Origin of the sequence: Lutibacter sp. (genome assembly GCF_041562875.1) — a bacterium.
GTDB lineage: Bacteria > Bacteroidota > Bacteroidia > Flavobacteriales > Flavobacteriaceae > Lutibacter.
On sequence record NZ_JBFFOE010000021.1, the window covers coordinates 24005 to 39096 of the forward strand.

The following is a 15092-nucleotide window of genomic DNA, read 5'->3' on the forward strand; positions in this document are numbered from 1 at the left end:
TTAAGCTTTTATAGATTTTTGAACTTTTTGCTGAATGCTTGAAATAGTTCCAATTACATCTGATCTCATATTTACACAACCGTCTAAACCAGCTTCAGTTAATTCATTTAAATTAGCTGGCGCACCTGCTAATAATAATACTTTATCTGTATTTAATGCTCTAAATGCTTTAACATAAGCAACAGCACTTTCATCATAATCTTGATCAGAACTACAAATCACAACTACATTAGAATTTGATTTTGCACTTGATTCTGCAGCTTCTAGAGCCGATGAATAACTTTGTTCTTGTAGTACTTTATAACCACTTACACCAACAAAATCATAAGCAAAAGCAGCTCTTGCTTTACGCATTGTTAAATTTCCAAAACTAGCCAATTCAACTATGGGTCTAACGCCAGTTTCAGCAACTAATTCTTCGGTAGTTTTTCTGATAGCTTCAATTTCTAATGATGCTCTTCTTGGTTTTAAAACCTTAGTTATTGTATTAGAAACGGCATCAGAAAGTAAATCGGCTTTTATAGTTTCCATTAAATTTGGGTATTTGTTAATACCCACCATTGGAGTTCTACGTTGGCTAATTAATTTTAATTTTTGTAAACGAATTTCAGCAATTTGTTGTTGAATTAATTCGCTTTCAAAAGAAGTATAAAAACCTCCATTTGCTTCAATCTCCTTAAATAATTCTAATGCTTTTGCAGCTATTTTTACTGAAACTTCTTCTATATAGTAAGAACCATCAACTGGATTTGAAACTTTACCAAAGTATGATTCCTCTTTTAAAATAGTTGTAATGTTTCCTGCAATTCTACTTGAAAAATCAGAAGAATTTTTAAATTCTTTATCGTAAGCATCAATTAAAACACCATCAACGTTTCCTAAAATAGCAGACATTGCTTCAGTAGTACAACGCAACAAATTTGTTTCAGCATCAGTTACTGATTTGCTCCAAATTGAAGTTTTTGCAGTTAGGGTATTTGAAAATTCAGTAACTCCATATTTATTAGCAACTTCGCTTAATAAGTTATTGAAAGCTCTAAACTTACCAATTTCAACAAAATATTCTAGACCAATCGCTAATTTGAAGTTAAGATTATCAAAAATTGACTGAACTTGAACTCCTCTTTTTGTTAATTCATCAATTACATATACTAATGAATTTAACGTATAGGCAATTTCTTGAACTTGGTTTGCTCCAGAATCTAAATACTCAGTTCCTGAAATTGTTATTGCTTTAAAATTAGAGTAATCAGTAGTTAATTTCACTAATTCAACAACAATATCAAAATTGCTTGCTTCAATAGTTCCTGAAGTTATATAATTTGTAATTAAAGAAGTATCAAAATATCCTTTTAAGTTTTCAGTAGCAATACCATTTCCTTTTACGAAATTAATAAATTCAGAAGCAAATGAAACAGCATTCGTTCCAAGAATAAATGAAACTGTAACTTGGTTTAAGTTAATTCCTTTTAATAGTTTTGCAGCTGAAGTTTTTTCAGAAACACAGAAAATTAATCCGTTCATTCCTTCTTCAATTGCTTTTAAAGCTAAGCTGTTTCCTTTTTCGTCAGACACAACAGCAATGTTGCGGTAATTTACTAACGATTGAGAATTTTCTCCTGTATTTTTTAAATAGGCTGTTTTATCTTCTTCGTTGTAAAAAGGTTGAATATTGATGTTACTTAAGTTTTTCCAAACCAGTGTTTTATCAAAATCTGCACCTTTTAAATCAACGGTTATTTTTTCCATCCAGTCTTGTTTTGAAACAGGACTAAATTCAGAAAAAAGTGATTTATTTTTAGTGTTCATAATATATACTATTAATAAAATTATTTTATTGCTAAACTACTTCCAAAACGTTCGAAAATAGCTATGTCTAATTCTTCTCTATGGTCAGGATGCGCTACATTTCTCAATGCTTGTGCACGTTGTTTTAGAGTTTTTCCAAATAACTCAGCTACACCATACTCAGTGGCAACATACCTTGCATGTGCACGAGTTGTAACAACTCCTGCTCCTGCTTTTAATGCAGGAACTATTTTTGAAACTCCTTTTAAAGTTGTTGAAGTTACAGCAATTATTGGTTTCCCTCCCAATGATAAAGCGGCTCCACGCATAAAGTCCATTTGACCACCAACACCTGAGAACATTCTTGTTCCAATAGAATCAGCACAAACCTGACCTGTAAAATCAATTTCAATAGCAGAATTAATTGCTGTTACTTTTGGGTTTTGACGAATGATAGCTGTGTCATTTACATAAGCAATGTCTAACATTTCAATTTCTGGGTTGTCATCCATAAAATCGTATAAACGACGTGTTCCCATGGCAAAACCAGAAATTATTTTATAAGGATTTACCTTTTTTTGTGAGCCATTAACAATTCCTTTTTCAACTAAATCAACAATTCCTTCAGAAAACATTTCAGTATGAATACCTAAATTTTTGTGATTGCCAAGGTAGGTTAGTACGGCATTTGGAATACCACCTATACCCATTTGTAATGTTGCCCCATCTTCAATAATTCCAGCTATATTTTTACCAATTGCTTGTTCTGCTTCAGTTGGTGACACAAAATTCATTTCATGAATTTCTTCATCAACTAAAACACAAGCGCTAAAATTATTTAAATGAACTAAAGCATCTCCAAAAGTACGAGGCATTTTAGGATTGATTTGTGCAATTACAGTTTTACTTTTTTCAATTCCTGCAATAACAATATCAACAGAAACTCCTAAAGAACAAAATCCGTGTTTATCTGGTGGTGAAACATTAACTAAAACAACATCTAAATCCATATATCCCTGACGGAATAAACTAGGAATATCACTTAAGAAAATTGGAATATAATCAACCGTATCCCCCACCATTTTTCTTACGTTTCCACCAATAAAGAATGCACTTGTATGAAAACTTTCTCTTAATTCAGGAGCCGTATATCCACATTCTCCCTCTGTATGTAAATGGCAAATTTCAACACCTCTCAACTCTGGTGCGTGCGCAACCATTGCTTTAATTAATGTTTGAGGTGTTGCAGAGCCTCCTTGAATTAACACTCTATTTCCTGACTTGATTAATTTAACAGCATCTTCGGCTGTCATTACATTTGGTATTTTCATTATATATAAAAATTATATTTATTGCGTGTTCATTTTACGTTGAACACACTACTATCCTAAAAAACTTAATATGATACCTGCTGCAATTGCAGAACCAATTACACCAGCAACATTTGGTGCCATTGCGTGCATTAGCAAGTAATTACTTGGATCTGATTTTAATGCTTCAGTATGTACAACTCTTGCACTATCCGGAACGGCAGATACTCCTGCAGCACCAATTAATGGATTAATTTTATTATCTCCCTTAAGGAAAAGGTTCATAAATTTAGCGAACAATAAACCTCCCATTGTAGCAATTACAAACGATATAGCTCCTAACCCGAAGATTAACATAGAATCTTTTGTTATAAAAATATCAGCTTGAGTTGAAGCTCCAACTGTAACTCCTAAAAGAATTGTAACAATATCTATTAATTTTGTGCGAGCTGTATCAGCCAATCTCTCCGTTCTTCCCGATTCTTTTAATAAGTTTCCAAAGAATAACATCCCTAATAATGGTAATGCACTAGGAGAAATAAACGTTGTTAAAATTAAAGCCACCACAGGGAAAATCATTTTCTCTTTTTGAGTTACTGCTCTTGGTGGTTTCATTTTAATTTTTCTATCTTCTTTAGAAATTAATAATCTCATTAAAGGAGGTTGAATCACAGGAACTAATGCCATATATGAATATGCTGCAATGGCAATAGGGCCAATTAAATTTTTCACAACTGTACCATCAGCTAAAACATTCACCCCATTGGCTAATTTTGAGGAAAGGAAAATAGCAGTTGGCCCATCGGCTCCACCAATAATTCCAATTGCACCTGCTTCAGGAAGATTAAATCCTAAGTACAATGCTCCCATAAATGTAGCAAATACGCCAATTTGAGCTGCTGCACCCAATAACATTAGTTTTGGGTTTGCAATTAATGACGAAAAATCTGTCATTGCTCCAATTCCTAAAAAGATTAATGGGGGATAAACCCCTTTTACAACTCCAAAATACAAGTAATTTAAAACGGAACCCGTTTCGTAAATTCCTGTTTGATTTCCTGCAACAAATGGAATATTTCCAATTATTACACCAGCTCCAATAGGAATTAATAATAAAGGTTCGTAATCAAATTTAATACCAAGATATATAAAAACAATCCCAATTAAAATCATGAGTAAATTACCAGAAGTTGCATTAGCAAAACCAGTATAATTGTAAAAATGTTTGACTCCTTCAAAAGCTTCACCTAGTGAATCTGTTTCATCTACTTGATTCGCCTGATTAACCGAAACAGATGAAGATATTGTATTAGTACCGGAATTTGAGTTTAAACCAAGTGCAGGTCTAATAAAAATTAGCAACGATAGAACACCAAATATTAATAATATTTTTTTCATTTTGTTTGTTTTTTGTGTTTTCAAAAATGAATGTTAATTTTAAACATTCAAAAAAAATGAAAACGCTTATCTTATTTCTATCATTACTTCGTTCTGTAAAACTTGTTGTCCAACAACAACCTTCATTGCGGTTATAGTACCTGCTTTTTCACAAACAATGTTGTTTTCCATTTTCATAGCTTCCAAAACTAACATTCTATCGCCAATTTTTAAAGTATCACCTACTGCTACATCAATAGATAAAACAACCCCAGGTATAGGAGCAAGAATTTGGGATATTGATGAATTAGGGTTTACTTTTAATGGCTCTGCTGGTCTTTGAGATGCTGCACGAACTAAAGTAGGAGTTTTTGTTTTTTTGATTTCCTCCTTCATTATTACTTCATACGCAGTTCCGTTTACTTCTAAGTCAATAATATTACCTTCGTGAGATTTTATATTAACGGTATAGCCGTTTTCGTTTATTTTGAATTTATAATTTTTCATATTTATAATCTATTTTGTGTTCCGTAAATTTTAGAACTCCAAGGTGAATATGGTTTTTTTACTTGCTTAATTGTTAAGATTGCACTTTCGTGATCGTGCTGTTCATCCAAATACAAATGAACGGCTGCACCTATAGCTGCTGCAATTTCACCTGTAAAATTTCTATCAGCTTCAACCTTAATCTCAGAAATCTTTTTATCCTTTCTCTTCGTAATTACTTTATATATATAAAGCATCAATGGTAATCCATATTTAAACAATAATGAAAGTGAGAGCAAGGATGTAAAAACAATTAGCAACCCAGTAAACAAAATAACGTATCCTTCGCTTATTTGATCTGTAAATAGTGGAATATATGTCATTATAGAGGTATGTTTGAATGTTTCTTAGGTGGATTTACTTCTTTTTTATTTTGAAGTAATTGTAACGCTCTAATAATTCTAAAACGAGTGTTTCGAGGCTCAATTACATCATCAATAAATCCGTATTTTGCAGCCTCATAAGGATTTGCAAATTTCTTAGTGTACTCTTCTTCTTTTTTATCGATGTATTCTTGTTTTTCTTCAGCATCTTCAATTTTATTAATGTTAGATCCTTCCAATACTTCAACAGCTCCTTTAGCTCCCATTACCGCAATTTCTGCAGTTGGCCAAGCATAATTAACATCCCCACGTAATTGTTTACAACTCATTACATCGTGCGCTCCACCGTATGATTTACGAAGTGTGATAGTTACTTTTGGCACTGTTGCTTCACCGTAAGCAAATAATAATTTAGCACCGTGAAGAATAATTCCACCATATTCTTGTCCTGTTCCTGGTAAGAATCCTGGTACATCAACTAAAGTTACAATTGGAATATTGAATGCATCACAAAAACGAACAAAACGAGCTGCTTTTCTTGAAGCTTCAATATCTAATACACCCGCATAATATTTTGGTTGGTTGGCTACAATTCCTACAGGATGACCATTAAACCTTGCAAAACCAACAACTATATTTCTTGCATAATTTCTGTGAACTTCAGTAAATTCAGCTCTATCTGCAATAATTGAAATTACATCAACTATATCATAAGGTTGATTCGCATTTTCTGGAATAATAGTATTAAGAATATCATCTAATCTATCAATAGGGTCATCACAAGTAATAATTGGAGCCTCTTCTAAATTGTTTGAAGGAAGGTAACTTAATAATTTACGAACTAATAATAAATTTTCTTCATCGCTCTCAGCTAAGAAATGTGATACACCTGATTTTGTTGAATGAATCATAGCTCCACCTAATTGTTCAGCAGTTACAACCTCACCTGTTACGGTTTTTACAACTTTAGGACCTGTAACAAACATATAACTGGTTTTGTCAGTCATAATTGTAAAATCTGTTAAAGCAGGAGAATAAACAGCACCACCAGCACAAGGGCCTAAAATTGAAGAAATTTGTGGGATTACACCAGATGCCATAATATTTCTTTGAAAAATTTCAGCATAACCTGCTAAAGATCTAACACCTTCTTGAATACGAGCTCCACCACTATCATTTAATCCAATAACGGGAACACCAATTTTCATAGCCATATCCATTATCTTACAAATCTTTAATGCATAAGTTTCGGAAAGTGAGCCTCCAAATACTGTAAAATCTTGTGCGAATAGGTATACAATTCTACCATCAATTGTTCCATGCCCTGTAACAACACCATCAGAAAGATAAATTTCTTTATCTAACCCAAACGATTTTGTTCTGTGCGTTACAAACATATCAAATTCTTCAAAACTATCATCATCCAAAAGAATATCAATACGTTCGCGAGCTGTTAATTTACCTTTAGCATGCTGAGATTCAATCCGTTTCTCACCTCCACCCATTTTTGCCTCAGCTCTTTTTTCAATTAACTCATTAATTTTATCTTGATTTGCCATAATATTATGTAATTTCTTTTCTGATTTTTTTACCGAAATACTTCGTGTTTATTATTTTGAACAAAGTTCAGTAAGTACTCCATTTGTTGATTTTGGATGAAGAAAACCAATATTTAATCCTTCCGCACCTTTTCTAGAAACTTTATCAACTAATTGAACACCTCGTTCTTCAGCTGTTTTTAATGCTTCAGATGCATTTGGCACTGCAAAAGCAATGTGATGGATTCCTGGACCTTTTTTTTCAATAAATTTACCAATTGGTCCATCAGGAGATGTGCTTTCTAATAATTCAATTTTTGTGTCTCCTACTAAAAAAAAGGCTGTTTTCACTTTCTGATCAACAACCTCTTCAATACTATAGCATTTCATGCCTAATACTTCTTCGTAGTATTTAATTGATTCTTCTAAATTGTTTACTGCTATACCTATGTGTTCAATATGTGAAATATTCATGAATGTTATGTTTTTTTGATTAAAATTTTAATTTATCCTAAATTACTATGCGGAAATTTGATTTTTATTTAAAAAATGTAATTCCACAACAAAATTATACCTAAGCTAGTCTTTAAAATATGACAATTGTCATATTTGTTATTATTTTACGAAATCGTAATAGAAATTTTTGAAATTATAAAATAAAAAAACCTCTAAATAAATTTTGAGGTTTTTTAAAAAGGAAGTTGTTATGCAATTTTACTCTGAGTATTTTAAAACTATTTGAATTGTTTAATAGTTAAAATCATATTTTAAACTCAAATTCTCTAACATAATAGTCGTCATTTTTTCTAAATCAACTTTATGATTCCAACCCCAATCTTCTCTTGCCTTAGAATCGTCAATACTTTTTGGCCAACTATCGGCAATTTTTTGTCTAAAATCTGGGCTATATGAAATTTCAAAATTTGGAATTGTTTTTTTTATTTCCTCACTAACTTCATGAGGAGTAAAACTCATACCCGCCAAATTATAGGACGAACGTATTTTAATAGCTTCAGGTTTAGCATCCATAATATTTATAGTAGCATCTATAGCGTCATCAATATACATCATTGGTAGTTTAGTTTCTTTATTTAAAAAAGAATTATACTTACCTTCTTGCAAAGCTTTATGAAAAATTTCAATTGCATAATCTGTGGTTCCACCACCTGGATTTGCTTTCCAACTTATAATTCCAGGGTAACGTATACTTCGTACATCAACCCCAAATTTATTAAAATAATATTCACACCATCGCTCACCTGCTTGTTTGCTAATTCCATAAACGGTTGATGGTTCCATAACCGTTTCTTGAGGTGTATTTTCTTTAGGTGTTGTTGGTCCAAAAACAGCAATAGAACTAGGCCAAAATACTTTTTTTATTTTTCCTGATTTTGCTAAGTTAAGCACATTAAATAATGAATTCATATTTAATTCCCAAGCTTTTTCTGGAAATTTCTCACCTGTTGCTGAAAGCATCGCAGCCATTAAATACACTTCATTAATAGCGTATTTTTCAACAACTTTTAAAATACTATCATAATCCATAGCATTTATTAATTCAAACGGTCCTGATTGCATTAACTCATTACTTCCTTCATGTATATCTGAAGCAATTACTGCTTTTTCCCCGTTTATTTCACGTAGTTTAAGTGTTAATTCTGTTCCAATTTGACCACAGGCACCTATAATTAATATGCTTTTATTCATTTATTTACGTATCCTTATTATTTCTGTATCAAAGATACTTAAAATATATTTTCAATATATGTAGAATAATTTTTTATGAAAATGATAATATTTTGATAGAATAGTGTAATAATTAGTATTTTTGAAGTCAATATATTTTTAAAATGAAGTATTTATATAGTCTTTTATTATTCATTATATTTTTAAGTTTTTCGTGTCAAAGAACCAATCCTGTACAAGAAGTTTCTGAAAACACAGATTCGTTAAAAATAAATTCCAATCGTATTGTGAACACAATAAGTGAAACCTTAATTCCAAAAGCTAAAAAAGTGATTTCAGAATGGAAAGAATATCGCGATGTTGATGAATTTATAATAAAATATTATAATATTTCTAATATGGAAGCCCTTAATTATGCCAAAGAACTTTCTGATTTAGTACAATTAATGAAAGATTCTATTAGAATTGAAGAATTAAAGGAATTAAATATGATGGCTCGCTTTAATGTTTTACACAATGAAACTTTAAGATTGGCTGATATGGCAACAATCCCAGCCATTTCAAGTGAAGAAGTAAAAGAAGAAGTTGGTAAAATAGTTGAAGTTTATTCATCATTAAACTCGAAAATAAATACCATTTATAAGGCGGAAGAATTACAAAACTCTTTAGAAGTTGACACCGAAACTCCAAGTAATGTAATTGAAGTATCAGAATTTCCTGAAAGAGAAAAATTATATGAAAGAGAATCTCCATTAAGTAAAAAACCAGAAAGAGTTGAAAGAAAAAGACCAAATAAACCAGTAACGTCTTTAAAGAATAGATCTGAACGAAAATTAGTGCCTCAAAAAAAAACTAAAGAATGAAAAAAGTAATATCTCTTCTAATTTTTATAGTTGCATTTTCAAGTTGTGAAAATAAAAAAGTAACCGTAAAAAAAGTTGAACCTGTTGATGAAAAAGAAGCAATTAATAAGGTGCTAGATGCTTGGCATAAAAGTGCAGCCGAAGCTAATTTTGAAACTTATTTTGAAGCAATGACAAACAAAAGTGTTTTTATTGGAACTGATGCTTCAGAAAATTGGAAAAACACTGATTTTAAAAAGTTTAGCAAACCTCATTTTGACAAGGGTAAAGCATGGGATTTCACTCCAGTTAAAAGAACTATTTATAGTTATAAAGATGTTGAAATTGCTTGGTTTGATGAACTTTTAGACACTTGGATGGGAATCTGTAGAGGGTCAGGTGTGGTAATTAAAAGTGAAAATAATTGGAAAATTGAGCATTATGTACTTTCACTCACAATACCAAACGATAATATTGATGAAGTTATTAAAATAAATAAAGAAAAAGACTCACTGTTTTTAAAGAAATTAAAAAAGTAATTTCTTTAGCCCTTATATTTTGAAATTCTTATTTTAGTTGGAATTGTAATTAATCACATATTTTTTCAAGTTCAAGTTTGTTGTTTCCAAAATAAAGATATATTTCTTCATCATCAACTTTATTAAGATCCCATTTAAACGATAAATTGGGGAAATTTGTAAAATTAATTTCAACAATTATTTGAAAATTTGAAGTGTACACTAACCAAGTACCTTCAAAGTTATTAGAATTATCATTTGCTATTACAATTCCATTTTCTAAAAAAGTAAATAAATAATCTTCATAATCACCGGTATTTTCAACTTCATTAATTATTAATTCATGTATGTTCCAGTCACAAACAACTAATAATTGTTTAATTTCAGTTTCATTACAATTTATACAATCGTCATCATTATAATCATTATCATCATCTTCATCACACATATTGTCAGCTTCTTCAATAACATTTTGTAGCGTTAACATATCATTAATTACTTTTTCAGTACCATCATACAGAATTGCTGTAATAGGAAACTGAATTTCAATTATTTGACTATCTTCTATAGTTTCAATAGCATTATAAAAATGCTCATCATTTTCAATAGTAACTATTTGTGTAATTTGACTATCTGAATTAAAAACTAATAAATTTATTGGATATACAAAGTCTATGCATTCTATATCATTATCGTACTGATTATTACCACTACAATTTTGACTGTATTCATTTAAATTAAAATAATTATAAATTGTAATTTCAGAAAAATCACTTAAAGTTATCACAATTGGAAATACAATTTGTAAAGTATCAACATCATTAGAAAAAGCATCAAAAATTGCTTCAATTGCATTATAATCTTCTTCAACAGAAACTACAATTTGTGTTCCATTTACAATTACTGTTACAGGTAATTGCACTGTAATACAACTTGCATTGTCAATTATATTATCTTTTGACCCATCATTTGTAACGGTATTTCTTACTAATAAAGTAACCGCAGAATTTGAACTTAACACCTCACCTGTTGAAGGTTGTATTACTTGAGATATCTCTTTCTGACAAGCTATAAGAAAGAATAAGCAAAAGCTTAAATAATATAAAGTAGTTTTTAATTTCATGTGTTTATATTTATTTCTTTTTTATGGTCACTTGCTGTTCGCTATTAATCATTTCCTTGGGTGAGAAAAAGTTTAACTTGCTTGTTTCATATGGCAACATTAATAGTTTAATAAATTAACAGTTTATATTTTAAATACCCTACTTATTTTAAAAATAAATTATATTTACATTTTTTAACACTTACTATTTAGGCATACATCTTTAATGAAAGATAAAAATAATACAGACTATTGTGATGAAAAAAAATTTAGCGATTTTTTTTTAAACCACTCTAAGTTACTACATAATTTCATTTATTATAAATGTGGAAATTTTGACATGGCAAATGACCTTGTTCAAGATTCATTTTTAAAATTTTGGAATAATTGCCATAAAATAATTCCTGGTAAGGCAAAGGCATTTTTATTTACAATTGCCAATAATTTATTTTTAAACGAATATTCAAAAACTAAAGTTGTTTTAAATTTTAAAAGTACACTTCCTAAAAATATAACGAATGAGTCTCCTGAATTTATTTTAGAAGAAAAAGAGTTTGGAGTAAAATTACAAAAAGCAATAGCTAGTTTAACAGAAGCCCAAAGAATCGCTTTCTTAATGAATAGAATTGATGGTAAAAAATACAAAGAAATTGCCGAAATTTTAGGAATATCTGTAAAAGCAGTAGAAAAAAGAATACACAATGCACTAGTAAGCCTTCGCAATGAAATTGAAAATATTTAATTTTAAAAGTAGGGTGAATCTAATTTGAAATGTTATTAAGGTATGAAACAAAATTATTTTTTAGCAAAGTGGCTTAACAAAGAAATAACTGAAGCAGAGCTTTTGAAACACATAAGCGATGACGAGTTACGTTCTTACAAAAAAATAATAGCTGCTACTAGTTTATTAGAAACACCTATATATAATGTTGAAGAAGCACTTCTAAAATTAAAAATCGCACATAAAAACTCAAAAGTTAGAAAACTTAATATTATTCCTCAATTTTACAAAGTTGCAGCTGTTTTAGCATTACTTCTTACCTCCTATTATTTTATCTCAAACAAAAACACCAGTTATTCAACACAATTAGCAGAGAAAATTAATTTTGAATTACCTGATAATTCTAAAGTTAATTTAAATGCTGATTCCGAAATAACATTCAAATCTAAAAATTGGGAAAACAAAAGAGAATTAAATTTAAAAGGTGAAGCCTATTTTAGCGTTAAAAAAGGATCAAAGTTTACAGTAAACACAAATTTAGGATCTGTGAGTGTTTTAGGAACTCATTTTAATGTACTTGCAAGAGATGCTTATTTTGAAGTTTTTTGCTATGAAGGTTTGGTAAGTGTTCACTATAAAAATGAAACTATTAAAGTACCTGCAGGAAGTTCTTTTAAAGTTTTAAACTCAAAACCTGAATTTTCAGAGAATATCACTGAAACAAATCCTTCTTGGCTGCAAAATAATAGTTCATTTAAGAGTGTACCTTATAAGTATGTTATTAAAGAAATTGAAAGACAGTATAATATAGAGGTTACTTATGATAAATCATATGCAGATACTTTATTTACAGGGACTTTTACTCATACAAATTTAAATACTGCTTTAAAAGCCATTTGTATACCCTTAAACTTTAATTTTACTATATTTAGTGAAAATAAAGTGAGTATTAAAGTGCAATGATATTTAGCTTGAAAAAACTTTTTTTAATAATAACTTGTCTTCTCTATTCCATTTTTTGTAATTCTCAAAATTTGAATAAAGAAAATAGTTCGCTTTTAGAGATTTTATCAATTGCCGAAAAACAATATAATATCTCATTTACTTATGCGAATAAAGTAATTGAAGCTATTCAATTACCTAGTTATAATAATGATTTAACATTAGATGAAACTATTGATTATTTAATAGAAAATACACCTTTAAAATTTACCTATTTAACCAAAAAAAATATATTAATAAGTAAAAAAAAACAAGGTAATTACATTTGTGGTTACCTATTTGACCCTGTTTTAAAAATATTTATTGAAGATGCTTCAATTACTATTTTAAACAATCAAACAATTTCAAATAACGCAGGGTTTTTTAAATTCGAAAATATTGCCAAAAATCAACTAGTTCAAATTAGCCATTTATCATACCCAACCATTTTTATAAATTCGAATGATTTACTTTCGAAAGGAACATGTTTAACCATTTTAGTTTCTCAAAAAACTGAATTATTAAACGAAGTGATCTTACATAACTATTTAACCTCTGGAATTACGATATCAACCAATAATACAATTGCAATAGATGTTTTAAATTCTGGTATTTTACCTGGACTTATTGAACCCGATATTTTGCAAAAAATACAAGCAATTCCAGGTATAAGCAGCATTAATGAATCAATTTCAAATATTAATATTAGAGGTGGCTCTAACGATCAAAATTTATTGCTTTGGGATGGCATTAAAATGTATCATTCTGGGCATTTTTTTGGGCTAATATCAGCCTTCAATCCTTATTTAACTGATAAAGTAACTCTTACTAAAAATGGAACCAGTTCCCAATATAATGATGGTGTTTCTGGAACTATCAATATTGAAACAATAAATGAAATTTCTGAAAAACCTTTCGGAGGAGCTGGATTTAATCTTTTAAGTGCCGATGGTTATGCACATATTCCAATATCTGAAAAAGTTGGGTTTCAATTTACTGGAAGACGCGCAATTACCGATTTAATTAATACTCCAACTTTTGAACAATACTTTAAAAAAACATTTCAAGACTCTAAAGTTACAGCTTCAACCATTACAGAAAATATTAAAACAAACTCAACTTTCAATTTTTCAGATTATAGCTTTAAAATTTTATACGACTTAAATAAAAATCATAAATTAAGACTTAGTTATTTTAATGTTGACAACAAATTTCATTTTAATGAATCTAAACAATCAGAAACTATTTCAGATTCCAAAACAAGTGAATTAGAACAAAGTAATATTGCTATTGGACTAAATATTACAGACATATGGAGTTCAAAATTTAAAACGGTGTTTCACACTTATTATACAAAATACAATGTTCATGCTGAAAACTTTTCGTTGTTAAACAATCAACGTTTAATACAAGTAAATGAAGTTTTAGAAACAGGCATAAAATTAAATACATTTTATCAAATTAATAAAAATCTTCAATTTTTGAATGGCTATCATTTTTATGAATTAGGAATTACTAATTCTGAAGATGTTAATATCCCTTTATTTATTAGAACCATTAAAAATGTGATTAGAAATCATGCATTGTATAGTGAAATAAATTTTATTTCAAACAATAAAAAAACTTTTATAAACAGTGGTTTCAGACTTAATTATGTTGAAAAATTCAAAATTTTTATTGCAGAACCAAGAATACAAGCATTGTATAAAATAAATGCAAACATATCTGTGAAAATTGCTGGAGAATTTAAAAGCCAAAACGCCACTCAAATTATTGACTTACAAGAAGATTTTTTAGGAGTTGAAAAAAGCAGATGGACACTGGCTGACGAAAATATAATTCCAATTATAAAAAGCAAACAAGCATCATTAGGTATTAATTACAAAAAAAATAACTTTTTTATTGACTTAGAAGGCTTCTACAAATATGTAAATGGTATTACAACTGCAAATCAAGGGTTTCAAAATCAGAATCAGTTTATTAAAACTACAGGAAGTTATACTGTTAAAGGATTGGAGTTTATAATAAATAAAAACACAGCAACTTTTAGTACTTGGGTTGGGTATACTTACAATAAAAACGATTATGAATTTACTGAATTAACTCCAACTATTTTTCCTAATAATTTAGACATAAGGCATAGTATTTCATTTGGGAACACCTATACTTATAAAAAAATAGATTTTGCATTAGGATTGCTTTGGAGAACAGGAAAACCGCATACAAGTCCTTTAAATAACAATGCAATTTCAACAAATGGTATTAGCAATTCTATTAATTATAATGATCCGAATAGCGAACGATTATCCAACTATTTTAGAGCTGATTTTTCATCAACATACAAATTTAAATTAAATGAA

14 protein-coding genes are annotated in these 15092 nt (G+C 29.4%); 5 read left to right on the forward strand and 9 right to left on the reverse strand.

Going from position 1 to position 15092, the window contains the following annotated elements; translation table 11 throughout:
- From ABY863_RS04900 to ABY863_RS04935, 8 genes are all read right to left on the reverse strand, one after another.
- Nucleotides 1–1809: a methylmalonyl-CoA mutase family protein gene (locus tag ABY863_RS04900; RefSeq protein WP_372793148.1), complete on the reverse strand. Its 1809-nt coding sequence runs from the start codon at nucleotides 1807–1809 to the stop codon at nucleotides 1–3.
- A 20-nt stretch (nucleotides 1810–1829) separates the two neighbouring features.
- Nucleotides 1830–3119, reverse strand: a complete 1290-nt coding sequence (locus tag ABY863_RS04905; protein ID WP_372793149.1) for an acetyl-CoA hydrolase/transferase family protein — start codon at nucleotides 3117–3119, stop codon at nucleotides 1830–1832.
- Nucleotides 3120–3170: 51 nt separating this feature from the next.
- Nucleotides 3171–4496, reverse strand: coding sequence for a sodium ion-translocating decarboxylase subunit beta (locus ABY863_RS04910; RefSeq protein ID WP_372793150.1), 1326 nt, complete (start codon nucleotides 4494–4496; stop codon nucleotides 3171–3173).
- Nucleotides 4497–4562: 66 nt separating this feature from the next.
- Entirely contained in the window at nucleotides 4563–4982 is a 420-nt protein-coding gene (locus ABY863_RS04915) for a biotin/lipoyl-containing protein (protein WP_372793151.1), read from the reverse strand.
- A 2-nt stretch (nucleotides 4983–4984) separates the two neighbouring features.
- Nucleotides 4985–5344, reverse strand: coding sequence for an OadG family transporter subunit (locus ABY863_RS04920; RefSeq protein WP_372793152.1), 360 nt, complete (start codon nucleotides 5342–5344; stop codon nucleotides 4985–4987).
- Nucleotides 5344–6903 carry an acyl-CoA carboxylase subunit beta gene (locus tag ABY863_RS04925; protein ID WP_372793153.1) on the reverse strand — a complete coding sequence of 520 codons (1560 nt, stop codon included), beginning with the start codon at nucleotides 6901–6903 and terminating at the stop codon, nucleotides 5344–5346. Before ABY863_RS04925 ends, ABY863_RS04920 begins: the two co-directional genes overlap by 1 nt.
- Nucleotides 6904–6954: 51 nt before the next feature.
- Nucleotides 6955–7356 (reverse strand): methylmalonyl-CoA epimerase, encoded by a 402-nt coding sequence (mce, locus tag ABY863_RS04930; protein WP_372793154.1) that lies wholly within the window; start codon nucleotides 7354–7356, stop codon nucleotides 6955–6957.
- 273 nt (nucleotides 7357–7629) lie between these two features.
- Nucleotides 7630–8589, reverse strand: coding sequence for an NAD-dependent epimerase/dehydratase family protein (locus ABY863_RS04935; RefSeq protein WP_372793155.1), 960 nt, complete (start codon nucleotides 8587–8589; stop codon nucleotides 7630–7632).
- Between the two features lie 143 nt (nucleotides 8590–8732).
- Between ABY863_RS04935 and ABY863_RS04940 the strand changes: the two genes are divergently transcribed.
- Both ABY863_RS04940 and ABY863_RS04945 read left to right on the forward strand, forming a co-directional pair.
- The gene (locus ABY863_RS04940) at nucleotides 8733–9431 is read left to right on the forward strand and encodes a hypothetical protein (protein ID WP_372793156.1); all 699 of its coding nucleotides are present in this window, start codon (nucleotides 8733–8735) and stop codon (nucleotides 9429–9431) included.
- Entirely contained in the window at nucleotides 9428–9949 is a 522-nt protein-coding gene (locus tag ABY863_RS04945; RefSeq protein ID WP_372793157.1) for a nuclear transport factor 2 family protein, read from the forward strand. Before ABY863_RS04940 ends, ABY863_RS04945 begins: the two co-directional genes overlap by 4 nt.
- A gap of 49 nt (nucleotides 9950–9998) precedes the next feature.
- On the opposite strand, the gene ABY863_RS04950 is transcribed toward ABY863_RS04945, so the two are convergent.
- Nucleotides 9999–11051, reverse strand: a complete 1053-nt coding sequence (locus ABY863_RS04950) for a hypothetical protein (protein ID WP_372793158.1) — start codon at nucleotides 11049–11051, stop codon at nucleotides 9999–10001.
- Between the two features lie 205 nt (nucleotides 11052–11256).
- On the opposite strand from ABY863_RS04950, the gene ABY863_RS04955 reads away from it, so the two are divergent.
- The 3 genes from ABY863_RS04955 to ABY863_RS04965 form a co-directional block, all read left to right on the forward strand.
- Nucleotides 11257–11772 (forward strand): RNA polymerase sigma factor, encoded by a 516-nt coding sequence (locus tag ABY863_RS04955; RefSeq protein ID WP_372793159.1) that lies wholly within the window; start codon nucleotides 11257–11259, stop codon nucleotides 11770–11772.
- Between the two features lie 42 nt (nucleotides 11773–11814).
- A complete protein-coding gene (locus ABY863_RS04960) occupies nucleotides 11815–12714 on the forward strand; it encodes a FecR family protein (protein WP_372793160.1) in 900 nt (299 codons plus the stop codon).
- Between the two features lie 71 nt (nucleotides 12715–12785).
- Nucleotides 12786–15092 (forward strand): TonB-dependent receptor plug domain-containing protein (locus ABY863_RS04965; RefSeq protein WP_372793161.1); only part of this gene is annotated, 2307 nt, incomplete at its 3' end.